This is a genomic window from Caulobacter sp. FV2ye17ST (assembly GCF_058680955.1).
In genome coordinates this window covers 4,085,460-4,104,524 of sequence record NZ_CM178727.1, presented here as the reverse complement: position 1 = coordinate 4,104,524, position 19,065 = coordinate 4,085,460, and the positions used below count along the sequence as shown (strand labels likewise).

Annotated in this window: 23 protein-coding genes and 1 pseudogene; 14 read left to right on the top strand and 10 right to left on the bottom strand. The window is 68.2% G+C overall.

Annotation, left to right across the window (positions count from 1 at the left end; translation table 11 throughout):
• Positions 1–135 precede the first annotated feature (135 nt).
• Genes timA through ACW17V_RS19780 form a run of 3 tightly spaced genes read left to right on the top strand, consistent with a single transcriptional unit; the run spans position 136 to position 2,447 of the window.
• Entirely contained in the window at positions 136–735 is a 600-nt protein-coding gene (gene timA / locus ACW17V_RS19790; protein ID WP_492106732.1) for a TIM44-related membrane protein TimA, read from the top strand.
• Positions 735–1,889 carry a murein transglycosylase A gene (mltA, locus tag ACW17V_RS19785; protein WP_492106731.1) on the top strand — a complete coding sequence of 385 codons (1,155 nt, stop codon included), beginning with the start codon at positions 735–737 and terminating at the stop codon, positions 1,887–1,889. Before timA ends, mltA begins: the two co-directional genes overlap by 1 nt.
• 3 nt (positions 1,890–1,892) lie before the next feature.
• Positions 1,893–2,447 carry a Smr/MutS family protein gene (locus tag ACW17V_RS19780; RefSeq protein ID WP_492106730.1) on the top strand — a complete coding sequence of 185 codons (555 nt, stop codon included), beginning with the start codon at positions 1,893–1,895 and terminating at the stop codon, positions 2,445–2,447.
• Positions 2,448–2,460: 13 nt separating this feature from the next.
• On the opposite strand, the gene ACW17V_RS19775 is transcribed toward ACW17V_RS19780, so the two are convergent.
• From ACW17V_RS19775 to ACW17V_RS19750, 6 genes are read right to left on the bottom strand one after another with little or no spacing between them, the layout of a single operon-like run.
• Positions 2,461–2,784 carry a phosphoribosyl-ATP diphosphatase gene (locus ACW17V_RS19775; RefSeq protein ID WP_492106729.1) on the bottom strand — a complete coding sequence of 108 codons (324 nt, stop codon included), beginning with the start codon at positions 2,782–2,784 and terminating at the stop codon, positions 2,461–2,463.
• Complete coding sequence (hisF, locus tag ACW17V_RS19770) at positions 2,781–3,563, bottom strand: imidazole glycerol phosphate synthase subunit HisF (RefSeq protein ID WP_419253506.1); 783 nt, start codon at positions 3,561–3,563, stop codon at positions 2,781–2,783. The genes ACW17V_RS19775 and hisF overlap by 4 nt, the downstream gene beginning before the upstream one ends.
• Positions 3,563–4,297, bottom strand: coding sequence for a 1-(5-phosphoribosyl)-5-[(5-phosphoribosylamino)methylideneamino]imidazole-4-carboxamide isomerase (gene hisA / locus ACW17V_RS19765; RefSeq protein ID WP_492106728.1), 735 nt, complete (start codon positions 4,295–4,297; stop codon positions 3,563–3,565). Before hisA ends, hisF begins: the two co-directional genes overlap by 1 nt.
• Positions 4,285–4,926 (bottom strand): imidazole glycerol phosphate synthase subunit HisH, encoded by a 642-nt coding sequence (gene hisH / locus ACW17V_RS19760; RefSeq protein ID WP_492106727.1) that lies wholly within the window; start codon positions 4,924–4,926, stop codon positions 4,285–4,287. Before hisH ends, hisA begins: the two co-directional genes overlap by 13 nt.
• A gap of 11 nt (positions 4,927–4,937) precedes the next feature.
• Entirely contained in the window at positions 4,938–5,528 is a 591-nt protein-coding gene (gene hisB, locus ACW17V_RS19755) for an imidazoleglycerol-phosphate dehydratase HisB (RefSeq protein ID WP_492106726.1), read from the bottom strand.
• An 8-nt stretch (positions 5,529–5,536) separates the two neighbouring features.
• Positions 5,537–6,526, bottom strand: a complete 990-nt coding sequence (locus ACW17V_RS19750; protein ID WP_492106725.1) for an adenosine kinase — start codon at positions 6,524–6,526, stop codon at positions 5,537–5,539.
• 126 nt (positions 6,527–6,652) lie between these two features.
• Between ACW17V_RS19750 and ACW17V_RS19745 the strand changes: the two genes are divergently transcribed.
• Both ACW17V_RS19745 and ACW17V_RS19740 read left to right on the top strand, forming a co-directional pair.
• A complete protein-coding gene (locus ACW17V_RS19745) occupies positions 6,653–7,519 on the top strand; it encodes an ATP-grasp domain-containing protein (RefSeq protein ID WP_492106724.1) in 867 nt (288 codons plus the stop codon).
• A gap of 48 nt (positions 7,520–7,567) precedes the next feature.
• The gene (locus ACW17V_RS19740) at positions 7,568–8,272 is read left to right on the top strand and encodes a glutathione S-transferase N-terminal domain-containing protein (protein WP_492106723.1); all 705 of its coding nucleotides are present in this window, start codon (positions 7,568–7,570) and stop codon (positions 8,270–8,272) included.
• Here the strand turns inward: ACW17V_RS19740 and nth are convergent.
• A complete protein-coding gene (gene nth, locus ACW17V_RS19735) occupies positions 8,269–8,973 on the bottom strand; it encodes an endonuclease III (protein ID WP_492108837.1) in 705 nt (234 codons plus the stop codon). The two genes, ACW17V_RS19740 and nth, sit on opposite strands and share 4 nt — an antisense overlap.
• Before the next feature lie 68 nt (positions 8,974–9,041).
• On the opposite strand from nth, the gene ACW17V_RS19730 reads away from it, so the two are divergent.
• Complete coding sequence (locus ACW17V_RS19730; RefSeq protein ID WP_492106722.1) at positions 9,042–9,536, top strand: DUF2244 domain-containing protein; 495 nt, start codon at positions 9,042–9,044, stop codon at positions 9,534–9,536.
• 47 nt (positions 9,537–9,583) lie between these two features.
• Entirely contained in the window at positions 9,584–10,453 is an 870-nt protein-coding gene (locus ACW17V_RS19725; protein WP_492108836.1) for a methylated-DNA--[protein]-cysteine S-methyltransferase, read from the top strand.
• Between the two features lie 29 nt (positions 10,454–10,482).
• Here ACW17V_RS19725 and hslU read toward each other — a convergent pair whose 3' ends face one another.
• Entirely contained in the window at positions 10,483–11,778 is a 1,296-nt protein-coding gene (gene hslU, locus ACW17V_RS19720) for an ATP-dependent protease ATPase subunit HslU (protein WP_492106721.1), read from the bottom strand.
• Positions 11,779–12,377 (bottom strand): annotated as a pseudogene (gene hslV, locus ACW17V_RS19715) (ATP-dependent protease subunit HslV).
• 5 nt (positions 12,378–12,382) lie between these two features.
• Between hslV and ACW17V_RS19710 the strand changes: the two are divergent.
• From ACW17V_RS19710 to ACW17V_RS19700, 3 genes are all read left to right on the top strand, one after another.
• A complete protein-coding gene (locus tag ACW17V_RS19710) occupies positions 12,383–13,120 on the top strand; it encodes a HesA/MoeB/ThiF family protein (RefSeq protein WP_492106720.1) in 738 nt (245 codons plus the stop codon).
• Positions 13,121–13,181: 61 nt separating this feature from the next.
• Complete coding sequence (locus ACW17V_RS19705) at positions 13,182–14,165, top strand: alpha/beta fold hydrolase (RefSeq protein ID WP_492106719.1); 984 nt, start codon at positions 13,182–13,184, stop codon at positions 14,163–14,165.
• A gap of 79 nt (positions 14,166–14,244) precedes the next feature.
• Positions 14,245–14,640 (top strand): group II truncated hemoglobin, encoded by a 396-nt coding sequence (locus tag ACW17V_RS19700; RefSeq protein ID WP_492106718.1) that lies wholly within the window; start codon positions 14,245–14,247, stop codon positions 14,638–14,640.
• Positions 14,641–14,656: 16 nt separating this feature from the next.
• Here the strand turns inward: ACW17V_RS19700 and ACW17V_RS19695 are convergent, their stop codons facing one another.
• On the bottom strand, positions 14,657–15,643 hold the full coding sequence (locus ACW17V_RS19695) for a 2-hydroxyacid dehydrogenase (protein ID WP_492106717.1): 987 nt from the start codon (positions 15,641–15,643) through the stop codon (positions 14,657–14,659).
• A 73-nt stretch (positions 15,644–15,716) separates the two neighbouring features.
• On the opposite strand from ACW17V_RS19695, the gene ACW17V_RS19690 reads away from it, so the two are divergent.
• From ACW17V_RS19690 to ACW17V_RS19675, 4 genes are all read left to right on the top strand, one after another.
• Entirely contained in the window at positions 15,717–16,241 is a 525-nt protein-coding gene (locus ACW17V_RS19690) for an SH3 domain-containing protein (protein ID WP_492106716.1), read from the top strand.
• Between the two features lie 94 nt (positions 16,242–16,335).
• A complete protein-coding gene (fabA, locus tag ACW17V_RS19685) occupies positions 16,336–16,857 on the top strand; it encodes a 3-hydroxyacyl-[acyl-carrier-protein] dehydratase FabA (RefSeq protein WP_492106715.1) in 522 nt (173 codons plus the stop codon).
• Positions 16,858–16,909: 52 nt separating this feature from the next.
• Positions 16,910–18,127 carry a beta-ketoacyl-ACP synthase I gene (gene fabB / locus ACW17V_RS19680; RefSeq protein ID WP_492106714.1) on the top strand — a complete coding sequence of 406 codons (1,218 nt, stop codon included), beginning with the start codon at positions 16,910–16,912 and terminating at the stop codon, positions 18,125–18,127.
• A gap of 121 nt (positions 18,128–18,248) precedes the next feature.
• A complete protein-coding gene (locus ACW17V_RS19675; protein ID WP_492106713.1) occupies positions 18,249–19,064 on the top strand; it encodes an enoyl-ACP reductase FabI in 816 nt (271 codons plus the stop codon).
• Position 19,065: the final 1 nt, after the last annotated feature.

Sequence of the window (19,065 nt, the reverse complement as noted above, 5' to 3'; positions counted from 1 at the left end):
AGAAAGGCCGCTAGGAGAGAGCGGCGCTGCTAACACGCGGACGGCCCTGGTGCAACGCCAGGCGCCTGACGAGAGAGCTCGCCTCGCCTATATAGACATGGCGACCAGCCTGTCGACGCAGACGCGGATACCCAAGTGCTAATTCAGATTCTCGTTCTCGCGGTTATAGCCGCTGTCGTTCTCTACCAGCTCTACGCGACGCTGGGTCGTCGCGTCGGGCGTCAGCCCGAGGACGCACCCGCCGCCGCCAAGACGGTTCCAGCCCCGGCCGGTCCCGCCGAAGCCGTGGTCACGGGCCCGCTGGAGGGTGTCGCCGCCCTGCGCGCGCGCCAGCCCGACTTCAACACCAGCCATTTTCTGAGCGGGGCCCGCGCGGCCTATGAGATGATCGTCACGGCGTTCGCCGCCGGCGACCGAGAGACGCTCAAGCCGCTTCTGGCCGACGACGTCATGGCCAATTTCGAAGCGGCCATCGTGGCCCGCGAAGCCGAAGGCCGGTCGGAAAAGGTCGAGATCATGACGCCGCCGCGCGTCGACCTCGACAATGTCGCCGTCGTCGGCGACGCCGCCCGCGCTACGGTGCGCATCCTGGCCGAGGTGCGGGCCCGCACCACCAGCGCCGAGGGTGAAGCCGTCGATGACCGCCGCACCGCCGAGCTGTGGACCTTCGAGCGCGACCTGAAATCGGCCAACCCTAACTGGACCCTGGTCCACGTCGCGGCCGCCGAAGCCTGATGTCACGCCTCGGCCTGATCGTCGTCCTGGCGTCGCTGACCCTGGCGGCCTGTACGACCACCGCGCCCCCGCCGGTCGCGACCGGCCCCATCGCGCCGCCGGTTTCGCCGGTCTCGCCGGCCACACCGGACGCTCCCGCCGACGCCGTGCTGACGTTTGGCGCCCTGGCGGGCTGGCAGGACGAGGATCACCTCGCCGCCCTCGACGCTTTCCGCGCCGGCTGCGGCGTGGCCCGCGACCAGGACATGGCCCGCGTCTGCCGCCTGGCCCGCACGGACGGTCCGCGCGACGAATGGGGCGCCCGCCTGTTCCTGGAAGCCAATTTCCGGCCCCAGGCCGTGGGCGACCAGGGCCTGCTGACCGCCTATTTCGCCCCGAAGTACGATGCGCGGATGTCGCGGTCCGACGAGTTCAGCGCCCCGGTGCGCGGCGTGCCCTCCGATCTGGTGATGCTGGACCTTGGGGCGTTCGAGCCCAGCTTCGCCGGCAAGAAGGTCACCGGCCGGGTCAAGGCCGGCAAGTTCGAGCCCTATCCGGACCGCAAGACCATCGAAGCCTCGCCCGCTGACAAGCCCCTGGCCTGGATGCGCCCTGAAGAGCTGTTCTTCCTGCAGATCCAGGGCTCGGGCATTCTGGTCATGCCCGACGGTCGCCGTCTGCGAGCCGCCTTCGCCGGCGGCAACGGCAAGCCCTTCGTCGGGATCGCCACGGCGATGCGCGATCGGGGCCTGCTGACCGACAACAACACCTCGGGCGATGCGATCCGCGCCTGGCTGGCCGATAATCGCGGGCCCAAGGCCGACGAGATCATGCAGCTGAACCCGCGCTACATCTTCTTCAAGCTGTCGGAAGACGACGGCAAGGAAGCCGTGGGCTCGGCCGGCATACCCCTGCCGGCGGGCCGGGCCATCGCCGTCGACCCCAGCCGCCACGCCATGGGCGGCCTCTACTGGCTGGACGCCGCGGCGCCCAAGCTGGCCGGCGCCTTCCCCGCCTATCGCCGCCTGGCCGTGGCGCTGGACGTGGGCGGCGCGATCAAGGGCGAGGTTCGCGCCGATCTCTATACCGGCAGCGGGTCCGGCGCCGGCGTCGAGGCGGGCCGCGTGCGCCATGACCTGCGGATGTACCGCCTGGTTCCGATACCGAAGTCCTGAGTCATGAAACGGCCGCCGCGACCGGAAGAACTGCGCCTGTGGGGCATGGTCGCCGACACGGTGCATGCGCGGCCGGGCGACAAGCCGCTGAAACTGCGGGCCAAGGTCAAGATCAAGCCGGTCAAGGCTCCCAAGGCCGCGAAGGTTCAGCCTACGCACCTGGCCTCCATCGCGCCCCTGCGCATCGATCCGTCCGAGATCAGGCCCGCTCCGGTCAGGACCCCGAAATCGGCGCCGGGCCATATCGAACCCAATCGCCGCAAGCGCCTGATCAAGGAACACGATCCGATCGGCGCGCGCCTGGACATGCACGGCTTCGACCAGGACCAGGCCCGCCCGGCCCTGGAGGGCTTCATCCGCCGCGCCTATGCCGACGGGCATCGCGCCGTGCTGATCATCACCGGCAAGGGCAAGATCGGCCACGGGGTGCTGAAGAAGCGCACGCCGGAGTGGCTGGCGGCGCCGGCCCTGCGCGACATGATCGCCGGGGTGTCGCAGGCCGACCAGCGGCACGGGGGCGAGGGCGCGCTGTACGTGGCGCTGAAGCGGCGGGTCTAGCCCACACCACCCGCTATTGGGCGCGTGAAGCCTTCTCGGCGATGCCCGAGGTCCCCTCGCGCGCCGCCAGCTTGTCGGCCACCGCGTCGAGCGAAACGCCCGAGGCCGCCAGCAGAACCAGCCAGTGGTAAAGCAGGTCGGCGCTTTCGCTGGCGAGTTCGTCCGGGCCCTGGCCGACAGCGGCGATCACCGTTTCGACGGCTTCCTCGCCCAGCTTCTTGGCGGCCAGCTTGGGATCGGCCAGCAGCCTGGCGGTGTAGGACGCGGCCGGATCGCCGCCCTTGCGGGTCTCGATGGTGGCGGCCAGGCGCTCGAGGGTCTCGAACAGCTTGCTCATGCCGCGCCCTTCAGGTCGTCCAGCCGCACGGGGATACCCGCGTCAGCCATGGCCCGCTTGGCCTCGCCGATGCTGATTTCGCCAAAGTGGAAGATCGACGCGGCCAGCACGGCGGCGGCGTGGCCGTCGCGGGCGGCTTCGACAAGATGCTCGGTCTTCCCGGCCCCGCCCGAGGCGATCACGGGCACGGAAACCGCGCCGGTCACGGCCTTCAGCAGGGGAATGTCGTAGCCGATCTTGGCGCCGTCGCGGTCCATCGAGGTCAGCAGGATCTCGCCCGCGCCGCGTTCGACCACCTTGGCGGCCCAGTCGACGACGTCGAGACCGGTGTCCTTGCGGCCGCCATAGGTCCAGACGTTCCAGCCCGAACCGTCCTCGCGCAGCTTGGCGTCGATGGCCACCACCACGCACTGGGCGCCGAAGGCGTCGGCCCCGGCGGCGATCAGGTCGGGGTTCTCGACCGCGGCGGTGTTGGTCGAGACCTTGTCGGCCCCGGCCAGCAGCAGGCGGCGCATGTCGGCCACCTCGCGCACGCCGCCGCCCACCGAAACCGGCATGAAACAGACCTCTGCGGTGCGGGAAATCACGTCCAGGATCAGGCCCCGGCCTTCGCTGGAGGCGGTGATATCGAGAAACATCAGCTCGTCGGCCCCGGCCGCGTCATACGCTCTGGCTTGTTCCACCGGATCGCCGGCGTCGCGCAGGGCCACGAAATTGACGCCCTTGACCACCCGCCCGTCCTTCACGTCGAGGCAGGGAATGATCCGGGTCTTCAGCATCAGGCGGCCGCCACTGTCAGGGCCTCGGCCGGCTGGATGGTGCCGGCATAGAGCGAACGGCCCAGGATGGCGCCGGCGATCTTGACGCCCTTGCGGGCCTTCAGGCGCTCGATATCGGCCACGGCGGCGACGCCGCCCGAGGCGATGACCGGGATCGAGACGGCGTCGGCCAGCTCGCCCACGCCCTCGACATTGACGCCGGTCAGGGCGCCGTCGCGGCTGATGTCGGTGATGATCAGGGCCGCCACGCCGGCGTCCTCGAAGCGACGCGACAGGTCGATGGCCGAAAGCTCCGACAGTCCGGTCCAGCCGTCGACCGCCACCTTGCCGTCGCGCACGTCGACGGCCACGGCGATCTGCTCGGGCCACAGGCGGGCGGCCTTCTTGACCAGGTCGGGATCATGCACGGCCACGGTGCCCAGGATCACGCGGGACACGCCGGCCTCGATCCAGGCCTCAATGCCCTCCAGGGTGCGGATGCCGCCGCCCAGCTGCACCGGGATCGAGATCGATTCCAGGATCGACTGCACGGCGGCCGTATTGACCGACTTGCCCTCGATGGCGCCGTTCAGATCGACCACGTGCAGCCACGAGAAGCCGTCCTTGACGAAGCGTTCGGCCTGGTCGGCGGGCGAGGTGTTGAAGACCGTGGCCTTCTCCATGTCGCCGTGCAGCAGGCGCACGCACTGGCCGTCCTTCAGGTCGATGGCGGGGTAGAGGATCATGGGCGCCATTCCAGAAAGTTGGCGAGCAGGGAAAGACCTGCGGCTTGAGATTTCTCGGGGTGAAACTGTACGCCGGCCACGTTATCCTTGACCACCGCCGCCGTGAACGGGCCGCCGTGGTCTGTGGTCGCCAGGACATCGGCCGGATCGGTCGGCGTCAGGGCGAAGGAGTTGGCGTAGTACATGTGGGCGCCGTCGGCGACGCCCGAAAATAATGGGTGATCGCGCGTCAGTTTGATCGCGTTCCAGCCCATGTGCGGAATGGTCAGGGTCGGGTCGCTGGGCGCCAGTTTCCTGACCTCCCCCGCGATCCAGTCCAGGCCCGGTGTGACGCCGAACTCCAGGCCGCGCGTGGCCAGCAGCTGATGGCCGACGCAGATGCCCAGGAACGGCGCGCCCCGGCCGTGCACGGCCTCGTTCATGGCCTCATACACACCCGAGGCGTCGAGACCCGCGCGGCAGGAGGCAAAGGCCCCCACGCCGGGCAGGACCACGCGGTCGGCGGCGGCCACGCGCTCGGGATCAGCCGTGACAACGATGTCGGCGGCGATCCCGCGACGCCGGGCGGCCTCACGCAGGGCTTTCTCGGCCGAGCGCAGGTTGCCCGACCCGTAATCGATCAGGGCGACGGTCTGCATGGGAGAGGTTCCTACAGCACGCCCTTGGTGGAGGGGGCATGGCCGCCGGTCTTGGGGTCGATCTCGACCGCCTGACGCAGCGCCCGGGCCAGGGCCTTGAACCCGCTCTCGGCGACGTGGTGGGTGTTGTCGCCGTACAGGGTCTCCAGATGCACGCAGGCCCCGCAGTTCATCGCGAACGCGTGGTGGAACTCCTTGAAGAGTTCGGTGTCCATCTCGCCGACCTTGGGCCGCTTGAAATCGACCTTCCAGATCAGATAGGGCCGGTTGGACAGGTCGATGGCGCAGCGGGTCAGGGTCTCGTCCATCGGGATATAGGCGTGGCCGAAGCGTCGGATGCCCTTGAAGCCGTCCAGCGCCTTGTTGACCGCCAGGCCCAGCACGATGCCGGTGTCTTCCACCGTGTGGTGCATGTCGATGTGCAGGTCGCCCTTGGTCTCGACCTTCAGGTCGAAGCCGCCGTGGCGCGCGAAGCTCTCCAGCATATGGTCGTAGAAACCAATGCCGGTGGAGATCGTCGAGGCGCCGGTCCCGTCGAGATCGATCCAGACCCGGATCTGGGTCTCCTTCGTCTCGCGGACCACTTCAGCGGTGCGGGCCATGGTCTTCCTTAGAGTCCGTTTTGAGCTGCGAGGTCCCGCAGGCTGACCTGCGGGCGCGGCCCGTAGTGGGCGATCACCTCGGCGGCGGCCAGGGAGCCCAGCTGGCCGCAGACCGGCAGCGGGCGGCCCTGGGAGAGGCCGTAGAGGAAACCCGCCGCGTATTGGTCGCCCGCGCCCGTGGTGTCCACGACTTTTTCCACGGGATAGGCCGAGATTTCGTGAACCTGACCGCCCGCGACCACGACCGAGCCGTGCTCGCTGCGGGTGACGGCGGCGATCGTGACCTTTTCCGACAGAGCCTTCACGGCGGCGTCGAAATCGTCGGTCTCGAACATCGCGCAGACTTCCGAGGCGTTCGCGAAGACGATGTCGCACTGGGTTTCGACGAAACCCAGCAGGGCGGCGCGGTGGCGCTCGACCACGAAGCTGTCGCTCAGGGTGATGGCGATCTGGCGGCTGGAGCCGTGCGCCAGGGCGGCGGCCTTGGCGAAGGCGCGGCGGGCTTCGGGCGGATCGAACAGATAGCCTTCGAGATAGGAATATTTGGCGGCTTCGATGATGGCGGGATCGACGTCGGCGCTGGTCAGCTCGACGCAGGCGCCCAGATAGGTGCTCATGGTGCGCTGGGCGTCGGGTGTGACGTTGATCAGGCTCTGGGCCGTGGCCGGGCCCTCGGCCAGAGACGGCGTGGTGAAGGCGCAGCCGATGGCCTTCATGTCGTGGCGGAAGACGTTGCCCAGCTGGTCGTCGGCGACCTTGCCGATGAAGGCGCCGCGACCGCCGAAGCTGGCGACGCCGGCCACGGTGTTGGCGGCGCTGCCGCCCGAGGCCTCGATGGCGGCGGCCATGACGTCATACAGGCTCGACGCGCGCGCCGGATCGATCAGGGCCATCGAGCCCTTCACCAGGCCTTCGCGCTCGAGGAAGGCGTCGTCGCACTGGGCGATGACGTCGACGATGGCGTTACCGATGGCGGCGACGTCGTAGAGAGCGGTCATGGAGATCGGCAAGCCTTTGAAAGTGCAGGGCGCGAAAAGCGTCTAAGGGGCGGCAAGTAAAGGAAGCGTGAGGGCAAGGCAACGCGAGGCTTGCCGTGGGACCTGCGTCATTCTAACCGCATGGGTATGAGTTCGACGACCGCTGATATCCTGATCCTGGCGCCCACTTCGGAAAACGCCGCCTATGCGGCGGCGGGGGTGCGGCTGTTCGAGCGGCTTGCCGCCCCGCTGCGGGCCCACGGCCTGACCGTGACCAGCCAGCCTTGGACCGATCCGGTGGATCCTGACTTCGCCCGGCTGGCTCTGCCCTTGCTGGCCTGGGGCTATCACCTGCGTCAGCCCGAGTGGTTTGCCCAGCTGGACGCCATGGAGGCGGCGGGCGTGCCGGTGATCAATCCCGTCCCGACCCTGCGCTGGAACACCACCAAGACCTATCTGATCGAACTGGAAGCCAAGGGCGCGCCGGTGGTCCCGACCCACGCCCATGACCGGTTGACCCCCGAAGCCCTGGCCGCGGCCTTCGATGCGTTCGGTGTCGACGAGGTGGTGGTCAAGCCGCAGATTTCCGGGGGGTCGCAGGACACCGTCCGCTTCAAGCGGCACGGCGCTCTGGAAGGCGGCCCGCCCGGCGCGGCCCTGATCCAGCCTTTCCTGCCGGCGGTGGCCGAAGAGGGCGAGCTGTCGCTGTTCTTTTTCGACGGGGTGTTCAGCCACGCCGTCTCCAAGGTGGCGACCGGCGGCGACTTCCGGGTCCAGCCGCAGTTCGGCGGCCAGATTTCCGGCGTCGCGCCCGAACCCGAGGCCCTGCATGCGGCGCACATGGTGCTGGAGGCGGCCAGCCTGCCCCTGACCTATGCCCGCATCGATCTGATCCGGGGCCTGGACCACACCCCTCAGCTTATGGAGCTGGAGGTGATCGAGCCCGACCTGTTCCTGGAGCACGCCCACGATCACGGCGCGGCCTTCGCCGCGGCGGTGATGGCCAGGCTCTAGCGGATCGCGAGGCCTGACCTATCTAGGGCGTAACCGCAGGAGTTGCTGATGTCCGACCTGTCCGCCTTCCCGATCACGAGCCGCTGGCCCGCCAGCCATCCCGACCGCCTGCAGCTCTATTCGCTGCCCACGCCCAACGGCGTGAAGGTGTCGATCATGCTGGAAGAGATCGGCCTGCCGTACGAGCCTCACGCCATCAACATCATGGCCGACGAGGCCAAGGCTCCGGAATTCCTGTCGCTGAACCCGAACGGCAAGATCCCGGCGATCCTCGATCCCCACGGTCCGGACGGAAAGCCCGTCGCCCTGTGGGAATCCGGCGCGATCCTGCTCTATCTGGCCGAGAAGACCGGCAAATTCCTGCCCACCGACCCGATCGCCCGCATCGAGACCATCCAGTGGGTGTTCTTCCAGATGGCCGCCGTCGGCCCGATGTTTGGCCAGCTGGGCTTCTTCCACAAGTTCGCCGGCAAGGACTACGAGGACAAGCGCCCCCGCGACCGCTACGTCGCCGAGAGCAAGCGCCTGCTGGGCGTTCTGGAAGCCCGCCTGGCCGACCGCCCGTTCATCATGGGCGACGACTACACCATCGCTGACATCTCGATGGTGGGCTGGGTGCGCAACCTGGTCGGCTTCTACGACGCGGGCGCGCTAGTCGACTATGCCAGCCTGAAGGCCGTACCAGCCTGGCTGGAGCGCTGCCTGGCGCGGCCGGCGGTGCAGCGCGGGCTGGAGATCCCGGCGCGGCCCTAGGCGCCCAGGAACAGTTCCCGCGACGGACACAGGTCGGCGATCTTGCAGATCTCGCACCGGGGCTTGCGCGCCACGCACACATAGCGGCCGTGCAGGATCAGCCAGTGATGGGCCCGGGTCTGATAGGGTCCGGGCACGATCCGCATCAGATCCGTCTCGACGGCGTCGGGCGTCTTGCCCGCTGACAGCTTCAGCCGGTGGGCGACGCGGAACACATGGGTGTCGACGGCGATGGCCGGCTCGATGTCCAGTTCGTTGAGCACCACGCTGGCGGTCTTGCGGCCGACGCCCGGCAGGCTTTCCAGATCGGCGCGGTTCAGGGGCACCTGACCGCCGTGGCGATCCATCAGGATGTGGGCCGAGGCGATGACGTTCTTGGCCTTGGTCCGGAAGAGGCCGATCGAAGCGATGTACCTGATCAGGCCGTCCTCGCCGAGCTCGAGCATCTTTTCGGCGCTGTCGGCGACCTGGAACAGCGGCCCGGTGGCCTTGTTGACCTGAACGTCGGTGGCCTGGGCCGAGAGGGCGACGGCGGTGACCAGCTCATAGGCATTGTTGTAGTTCAGCTCGGTCTTGGGCCGCAGCTCCAGGCTCTCGAAGCGGTCGAACAGCACGGCGACCCGCTCGCGCTCGGCCGGCGAGATCCGCCGGGCGGCGGGGCGTTTCTTTTTCAGCGCGGGTTTGACCATCGCCGGGACCATGCCGTGATGCGGCCCCCTCGCCAAGGCGGCCCCTCGCCAAACCAGGCTGGCGCGCCTAAATCGATGACATGGCCGCGCCGCTGTACATGGACGCCGTGATCTCGCCCAACCGGTCGCTGAGCCGGACGGGCATGCATGTGCTTTTGGGCGTCATCATCGCCTTCAACCTGATGATCGCGGTGTTCCTGCTGGTGCTGGGCGCGCCGCCGGTGCTGCCGTTCCTGGGGCTGGACGTGCTGGCGATCTGGCTGGCCCTGCGCGCCAGCTTCCGGGCCGCCGAACGCAAGGAGCGGGTGCGGGTGACCGCCGAGGCCGTCACGGTCAGCCGCGAGGACGAAAAGGGCGTACGGGTCGTCTGGACCTCGCCGACCGCCTTCACGGGCGTTGATCTCGACCAGCCGGATGAACACGAAGCGCGCGTGCGGCTGCGCATCTATCGAAAGCGCCTGACCCTGGCCCGGTCCCTCAGCCCGCCCGAGCGCGTCGTGTTCGCCGACGCCCTGCGGCAGGCCATCCGCAAGGCCCGGGCCGAGCGGTATCCGCTCCCCGGCGCGGGCGCATGAGCAAGAACCGGGCGGACACCTCGGGAGAGCCGCCCTACGCTCCGGCTATGGCTCTCGACATGCACCCCTCCGAAACCTTCGCCCGTCTGTCCGAGCGCTCGGCGGACTATCACCGCATGGCCGTCGCTCTGGACTGGCTGGCCGAGCGCTGGCAGGAGCGGCCGTCGCTGGACGAGGCGGCCGAGGCTGTCGGCCTGTCGCCGTTCCATTTCCAGCGGGTCTTCACGCGCTGGGCCGGGGTCAGCCCCAAGACCTTCGTTTCGGCCATCGCCCATGCCGAGGCCCGCAAATCGCTGGAGGCCGGGGCCAGCGTGCTCGACGCGGCCTTTGACGCGGGGCTTTCAGGCCCTTCGCGCCTGCATGACCTGTTCATCGCCCAGGAAGCCGCCACGCCCGGCGAGGTGCGTCGGCGCGGGGCCGGTATGACCTTGCGGTATGGCTGGGCGCCGACGCCGTTTGGCAGGGGCCTGTTCGTGATGGCCGAGCGCGGCCTCGCGGGTCTGGCCTTTTCCGACGGCGACGACGAAGCGACCTATGCCGACATGCACCGCCGCTTTCCCGCCGCCGACTGGGTCCGCGACGACGAGGCGGCCGGCCAGACCGCCGTCCATGCCTTCACCGGCGGCAAGGGGCCGCTGCCGATCGTGCTGATCGGCTCGCCGTTCCACATCCAGGTCTGGAAGGCCCTGCTGCGCATCCCGGTCGGCGAGACCAGCACCTATGGCCAGGTGGCTTCGTGGGCCGGCAACCCCAGAGCCTATCAGGCCACCGGCGGCGCCATCGGGGCCAATCCGATCTCGCTGCTGATCCCGTGCCACCGCGCCATCGCCAAGGACGGCCGGCTGACCGGCTATCACTGGGGTCTGGCGCGCAAGGCGGCGATGCTGGGGATGGAGGCGGTTCAGGCGGCGGGCTGACTTGCCCCGTAGGGGGCAAGTGTCCGTCGCTACAGAATAAACCGGCTCAGATCCGCATTGGCCGCCAGCGCCCCGACCTTGTCGGCCACATAGGCCGCGTCGATGGTCACCGTCTCGCCGGAGCGATCGGCCGCCGAGAAGCTGATCTCCTCGACCACCTTTTCCAGGATCGTCTGCAGCCGCCGGGCGCCGATGTTCTCGACCGAGCCGTTCACGGCCACGGCCGCGTCGGCCAGGGCGTCGATGGCGTCGGCGGTGAAGACCAGGGTCACGCCCTCGGTCAGCAGCAGGGCCTGGTGCTGGCGGATCAGATTGGCCTCCGGCTCGGTCAGGATCCGGCGCAGGTCGTCGCGGGTCAGGCCTTTCAGCTCCACCCGGATCGGCAGGCGGCCCTGAAGCTCGGGCAGCAGGTCGCTGGGCTTGGCCACATGGAAGGCGCCCGAGGCGATGAACAGGATGTGGTCGGTCTTCACCGGGCCATACTTTGTCGAGACGGTCGTACCCTCGATCAGCGGCAAAAGGTCGCGCTGCACGCCCTCGCGCGACACGTCTGCCCCGCCGCGCTGGGACGAGGAGGCCACCTTGTCGATCTCGTCCAGGAAGACGATGCCGTGGTTCTCGGCCAGTTCGATGGCCTCCTGGGTCAGGGCCTCCTGATCCAGCAGCTTGTCGCTTTCCTCGGCGATCAGCGGCGCATGGGCGGCCGCCACCGTGGTGCGGTGAACCTTCGTGCGTCCGCCGCCGAACGACTTCATCATCTCCGACAGGTTCAGCATAGAGGCGCCCGGCTGGCCGGGGATCTCGAACATCCCGCCGTTGCCGGTGTCGGCCAGCTGCAGCTCGACTTCCTTGTCGTCCAGCTCGCCGGCCCGCAGCTTCTTGCGGAAGCTCTCGCGGGCGGCGGTCGAGCCGGGGCCGGTCAGGGCGTCGAGGATGCGCTCCTCGGCGGCGGCCTCCGCCTTGGCGCGCACGCCGGCCCGGCGCTTGTCGCGCACCATGCCCAGGGCGCTTTCGACCAGGTCGCGGACGATCTGGTCGACGTCGCGGCCGACATAGCCGACCTCGGTGAACTTGGTGGCTTCCACCTTCAGGAACGGAGCCTGGGCCAGCCGGGCCAGACGGCGGGCGATCTCGGTCTTGCCCACGCCGGTGGGGCCGATCAGCAGGATGTTCTTGGGGGTGACCTCATCGCGCAGATCGGCGGGCACCCGGCGACGCCGCCAGCGGTTGCGGAGGGCCACGGCGACGGCCTTCTTGGCCTCGGTATGGCCGACGATGTAGCGGTCGAGTTCGGAGACGATTTCGCGGGGAGAAAACTCGGTCATTTACAGGCTTTCAACCGTCAGATTGCCGTTGGTGTAGACGCAGATCTCTGCGGCGATCGCCATCGCCTTGCGGGCGATGTCTTCCGCCGAAAGATCCTGGTCGATCAGGGCCTTGGCGGCCGCGAGGGCATAGTTGCCGCCCGAGCCGATGGCCGCGACCGAGCCGCCGCCGGCGCTTTCGCCCGGCTCAAGCACGTCGCCCACGCCGGTGACCGTGTAGATGGCGGTGGCGTCGGCCACGAGCAGCATGGCTTCCAGTCGGCGCAGATAGCGGTCGGTGCGCCAGTCCTTGGCCAGGTCCACGCAGGCGCGGGCCAGCTGGTCGGGATACTGTTCCAGTTTAGCTTCCAAGCGCTCAATGAGCGTGAAGGCGTCGGCCGTGGCGCCCGCGAAACCGGCCACCACCTTGCCGCCGGCCAGGCGGCGCACCTTGCGGGCATTGCCCTTGACGACGGTTGGCCCCATGGAGACCTGGCCGTCTCCGGCGATCACGGTCTGGCCGTTCTTGCGCACCGCCAGGATCGTGGTGCCATGCCAGTCGGGGAAGGAATTGCTGTTTTGCATGTCTCGCATGTGGCGAGGCTGGCTGCGGAGATCAAGCGCGATGAGCTTTTCGGACGGCGAGGTCGAACGCTATGCCCGCCATCTGGTGCTGCGCGAGGTCGGCGGACCGGGCCAGCAGAGGCTGAAGGCGGCGCGTGTGCTGCTGGTCGGGGCGGGTGGTCTGGGCGCCCCGGCCGCGCTCTATCTGGCCGCCGCCGGGGTCGGAACCCTGGGTCTGGCGGATCCCGACACCGTTTCGTTGTCCAACCTGCAGCGACAGGTGCTGTACCAGACCGCCGATGTCGGCCGTCCCAAGGTCGAGGTCGCCGCCGAACGTCTGGCGGCGATCAATCCGCATGTGGCGGTCGAAACCCATCCGGTATGGCTGGACGTCGCCAACGCCAGGGACCTTGTTGCCCGGTATGACTTGATCCTCGACGGCACGGATGACTTCGCCACCCGCTTCGCCGTCAGCGACGCCTGTGTGGCCCACGGCAAGACCCTGGTCAGCGGCGCCCTGGGCCGATGGACCGGTCAGGTGGGGGTGTTTCAAGGCCAGCCCTGTTACCGCTGCCTGGTCCCGGACGTTCCGCCGGACGCCGAGACCTGCGCCCTGGTCGGCGTGGTCGGCGCCCTGGCCGGCGTGATCGGATCGATGATGGCGCTGGAGGCGGTCAAGCTGATCACCGGCGCGGGGCAGGCCCTGAGCGGCCGCCTGCTGATCTACGACGCCCTGGCGGTCGAAACCCGCACGGTGCGGATCGGGGCCGATCCGGCCTGTCCCGCCTGCGGCGCTTGACGGCGAAGCTTCGCGGGCCTTCTCTCTCCCCATAAAAACAAGACGTCAGGGGTAGGGCCAGATGAAGACGCTGTTTCGCGGTCTGTTGATCGCCGTGGTTCTGATCCTGGCGCTCGGCGCCGTGGGATGGCTGGCCCTGCAGCGCGGCGACATCCCCTATGACAGCCTGGAAGCCAAGTACGACAGCCCGGCCTCGCGTTACATGGACCTGGGCGGCGGGCTGCGCGTGCACTATCGCGACGAGGGCCGGCGCGACGGTCCGACCCTGGTTCTGGTCCACGGCTATGCGGCGTCGCTGCACGCCTGGGAGCCCTGGGTGCGGTCGCTGTCGGGCGACTATCGCGTCATCACGCTGGACCTGCCCGGCCACGGTCTGACCCGGGCAGGCCAGGGCTATGCTGTCGGCCGTGAGGGCTTTGGGGCGGTGGTCGATACTGTGACCCGCAGACTGGGGGCCGAGCGCTTCACCCTGGCCGGCAATTCCATGGGCGGCGGCGTGGCCTGGCAATACGCCATCGATCATCCCGAGCGGGTCGAGGGTCTGGTGCTGGTCGATGCGGCGGGCTGGCCGCGCGAAGGCGGCGGCGGCGGGGTGCTGATCTTCAACATCCTGCGCCATCCCTGGGGACGGGCCCTGCTGAAGAATATCGACACCCAGGCCCTGGTACGCCAGGGCCTGAAATCGGCCTATGTCGATCAGGGCCTGGTGACGCCCGAGCTGGTCGAGCGCTATGTCGAACTGGCGCGCGCCCCCGGCCACCGCGACATCCTGCTGGGTCTGCAGACCGGCCCGCGCCGCCCGGCCTCGGCCCAGCTCGTGGCGAGCATCAAGGCGCCCACCCTGATCATGTTCGGTCAGAAGGACACCGTCATTCCGGCCTCGGACGGCGCCCGGTTCGCCGCGGCCATACCGGGTTCGACCCTGATCCTGTATCCCGATGTCGGCCACGTGCCGATGGAACAGATCCCCGACCGCTCGGCCAGCGATCTCAAGGCCTGGCTGAAGGCCAGGGTCTATCCGGACCCGGCTGCGCCTAAGCTTTGAATTCGGGCCTTTGAGCCACATCAAGGCGTGGCGCCGCGCTTTCGTCGAGTGAAGGGGCTTTCGTCAGGCGAGGGGCCCCATGACCAGCACGATCGTCGGCGCCGACACGCCTTTCGAGGTGATGGGCGGCGGACCCGGGGTGCGCCGCCTCGTCAACGCCTTCTACGACATCATGGACACCGAACCGGCCTATGCCCGGCTGCGAGCGCTGCACGCGTCGGACCTGACGGCGATGCGCGAGTCTCTGACCGGCTTTCTGGCGGGCTGGCTTGGCGGACCAAGGGACTGGTTCACGACCCATCCAGGCGTCTGCATGATGTCGCTGCACCGCGCCATGCCGATCGACGCCGAGCTGGCGGGGCAGTGGACGTCGGCGATGGCGCAAGCCCTCGCGGCCGCCGATATCGATCCAGAGCTTGTCGCCGCCCTGCGTGACGCCTTCGACCGGATGGCCGGCGGCATGACCACACACTGAGGGCGGCTTCGTCGCCCTACAGCATAGACGGAATGACCCGGTCCGGCGGGCGGTGGCCGTCCATGAAGGTCTTCACGTTGACGATGACCTTTTCGCCCATGTCGATGCGACCCTCGACCGTGGCCGAGCCCATGTGGGGCAGCAGCACGACATTGGGCAGCTTCAGCAGCTTGGGATTGATCGCCGGCTCGTGCTCATAGACGTCGAGGCCCGCGCCGGCCAGGTCGCCGCGCGCCAGCATGTTGGCCAGGGCCCCTTCGTCGATCACCTCGCCGCGGGCGGTGTTGACGACGATGGCGTGCGACCGCAGCAGCTTCAGGCGGCGGGCCGACAGCAGGTGGTAGGTGGCCGGGGTGTGCGGGCAGTTGACCGAGATGAAGTCCATCCGGGCCAGCATCTGGTCCAGGCTCTCCCAGTAGGTGCAGCCCAGCTCCTCGGCGATGCGCGGGCTGACGGGCTTGCGGTTGTGATAGTGCACCTGCATGCCGAAGGCCTTGGCGCGGCGGGCCACAGCCTGGCCGATCCGGCCCATGCCGATGATGCCCAGGCGCTTGCCCCACAGGCGGCGGCCCAGCATCCAGGTCGGTGACCAGCCATGGAAGCCGCCGCTCTTGACCACTTCGGCGCCTTCGACGACGCGGCGCGAGGCGGCCATGATCAGGGTCATGGTCAGGTCGGCGGTGTCTTCGGTGAGGACGCCCGGCGTATTGGTGACGATGATGCCGCGCGCATTGGCGGTGGCGACGTCGATATTGTCGACCCCGGCCCCGAAATTGGCGATGAGCTTGAGCCGATCACCGGATCGCGACAGAAGACGCGAGTCGATCCGGTCGGTGATCGTCGGCACGAGCACATCGGCCCGGCTCATGGCGTCAACCAGTTCATCCGCCGTCAACGGTTTGTCGGTGACGTTGAGTTCGGTGTCGAACAGTTCGCACATCCGCGTCTCCACTGGATCGGGGAGTTTGCGGGTGACGATGACTTTGAGCTTGCGGGCTGCCATGGGCGGTTTGAAAAGCTCTCTCTGACGGGCGTTTGAAAACCTGTAGCAAAGGGGCCCGGTGGGGCCAAGCAACATGCCGTCGAATTGCAAACATCGTTCGTTCGGCGTCGTGGCCGTCCTGACCCTGATGGGCGCCGCTTCCAACGCGGGCGCCGCCGATCCGCCGCGCGTCACGCCCTCCGGTCTGGAGGTCCCCCGCTACGTTTCGCTGAAATATGAGACCGTTAACGCCCGCAACGGCCCCGACGAAGCCCATCGCCTGCTGTGGGTCTATCGCGCCAGGGGTCTGCCGGTGCAGGTGGTGGCCGAAACCCGCGAATGGCGGCGGGTCTGCGATCCCGAAGGCGGCCTGGCCTGGGTGCACAAGCGCACCACCGATGGTCGTCGCACCGCCATGCGCGTCCAGCCCACGCCTCTGGCCCTGCTGACCCATCCCCGGGAGGGCGCCAGGATCAGCGCCTGGCTGCGCGGACGCTCGACCGCCAATCTCGACAAGTGCGAAAGGGGCTGGTGCCGCCTCAAGGCCGAGGGATCGGCAGGCTGGGCGCGCGAAAGCCAGATCTGGGGCGCGTCGCCGCGACCGCAGTGCGGACGGTGACCGCCAACAGGCGTGACGAGGGAGCCCGGAACGTTCACAAGCGTTACCGAAAGTAACATTGAGGCGCGACCCACCGTCGTGCTAGGGCGTGACCATGCAACAGAGCTCCTACACCTTCGATGAACTCCTAGCCTCTGGTCGGGGCGAGCTGTTCGGTCCTGGAAACGCCCAGCTTCCGGCGCCCCCGATGCTGATGTTCGACAGGATCACCACCATCACCAGCGATGGCGGGGAATACGGCAAGGGCTATCTTGAGGCCGAGTTGGATATCCATCCCGACCTTTGGTTCTTCGGCTGCCACTTCATCGGCGATCCGGTCATGCCAGGGTGCCTCGGCCTAGACGCCATGTGGCAGCTGGTCGGCTTCTATCTGGGCTGGATCGGCGGCCAAGGCCGCGGTCGGGCGCTCGGCGTTGGCGAGGTGAAGTTCAAGGGCCAGGTCGAACCCCATATCAAGCGGGTCACCTACAAGATCACGCTCAAGCGCGTCATCAACCGCCGCCTGGTGATGGGCATCGCTGATGGCGTTCTGGAAGCGGACGGCGTGCCCATCTATACGGCAACCGACATGCGTGTTGGGCTGTTCCAGCCCGGCGAGAAGCCCGTCGAGGCCTGAAACCAGCAAGAACCGCGGTCAACGCGGGCGTTAGGTTAGAGAAGGAAAGTTCATGCGTCGCGTCGTCGTCACCGGACTGGGGATCGTCTCGTCCATCGGCAACAACGCCAATGAGGTGCTCGCCTCACTGCGTGAAGCCAAGTCCGGCGTGGTCACCGCGCCCGAATATGCGGAGCTGGGCTTCCGCTGCCAGGTGCACGCCACGGTCAAGCTCGACTCGTGGGAAGCCCTGGTCGACCGTCGGGCGGCGCGCTTCCTGGCGCCCGGCACGGCCTATGCCCACATCGCCATGGAACAGGCGATCGCGGACTCCGGACTGGAAGAGTCCGAGATTTCCAACGAACGCACCGGCCTGATCGTGGGCTCGGGCGGTCCATCCACCCGGGTGATCGTCGAAGCCGCCGCCACGACCCAGGAAAAGGGCCCCAAGCGCATCGGTCCCTTCGCGGTGCCCAAGGCCATGAGCTCGGGTCCGTCGGCCGTGCTGTCGACCTGGTTCAAGATCCGCGGGATCAACTATTCGATCAGCTCGGCCTGCGCGACCAGCGCCCACTGCATCGGCGCGGGCGCCGAGCAGATCCAGATGGGCAAGCAGGACATCGTCTTCGCCGGCGGCTGCGAGGAGCTGGACTGGACCCTGTCCAACCTGTTCGACGCCATGGGCGCCATGAGCAGCAACTTCAACGACCGTCCGGCCGTGGCCAGCCGCGCCTATGACAAGGATCGCGACGGCTTCGTGATCGCCGGCGGGGCCGGCATCGTGGTGTTGGAAGAATACGAACACGCCAAGGCGCGTGGGGCCAAGATCTACGGCGAAGTGGTCGGCTATGCCGCCAATTCGGACGGCTTCGACATGGTGGCGCCGTCCGGCGAGGGCGCGGCCCGCTGCATGAAGCTGGCCATGGCCCAGGCCGGTGGTCGCACGATCGACTATCTGAACCCGCACGGCACCTCGACGCCGGTCGGCGACAGCAAGGAAATGGGCGCGGTGCGGGACGTGTTTGGCGACAAGGCCCCGCTGATCTCCTCGACCAAGTCGCTGACCGGCCACAGCCTGGGCGCCGCCGGCGCGCAGGAGGCGATCTATTCGATCCTGATGCTCAACAACGGCTTCGCCGCCCAGAGCGCCAATATCGAGACCCTCGACCCCGAGTTCGCCGATCTGCCGATCCTGCTGGAACGCTCCGACAAGCCCCTGACCACGGTGATGTCCAACAGCTTCGGCTTTGGCGGCACCAATGGCACGCTGATCATCAGCAAGGCCGACTGATCCCGCGCCGCTGGAGGGTTCCAGCGGCGCGCCGACCCTGATAGCTAAACCCCCGAAGATGACGTGTGACGGCGGCCCGCTTGGCTTGCCTGTCACTTCCCAGAACACGGAGCCGCAACCCATGGCCGACGATTACGCATTCCCCAAGGGCGAGCTGATGCGGGGCAAGAAGGGCCTCGTCATGGGCGTGGCCAATCACAACTCCATCGCCTGGGGCATCGCCTCGCAGCTGGCGGCCCAGGGCGCCGAGATGATCTTCACCTATCAGGGCGAAGCGCTGGAGCGCCGCGTGCGCCCGCTGGCCGAGAGCATCGGCGTCACCACCCTGGTGCCGGCCGACGTCACCGACGACGCCTCGATGGACGCGGCCTTCAAGGCCATTGAAGAGAAGTTCGGCACGATCGACTTCGTCGTCCACTCGGTGGCCTTCGCCAACAAGGACGAGCTGAAGGGCTCGTTCGTCGACAACACCACCCGCGAGGGCTTCCTGCTGGCCATGAACATCTCGGCCTTCAGCTTCGTCGATGTCGCCAAGCGCGCCGCGAAACTGATGCCCAATGGCGGCTCGCTGATCACCATGACCTATCTGGGGTCGGAGCGGACCATCCCCAACTACAACACCATGGGCGTGGCCAAGGCCGCCCTGGAAGCGGCGACCCGCTATATCGCCCGCGACCTGGGCCCCAAAGGCATCCGCTGCAACGCCATCTCGGCCGGCGCCATGCGCACCCTGGCCCTGGCGGGCATCGCCGGCGGCCGGGGCATGATCGCCCAGGGCCGCGCGTTCAGCGCCATGAAGGAAGACACCTCGATGGAAGGCGTCGCCGGCGCCGCCCTGTGGCTGGTCTCGGACCTGGGCCGTTCGACCACGGGCGAAGTCGTCCATGTCGACGCCGGCTTCCACATGATGGGCATGCCCGACGAAGTCGAAGCCTAGA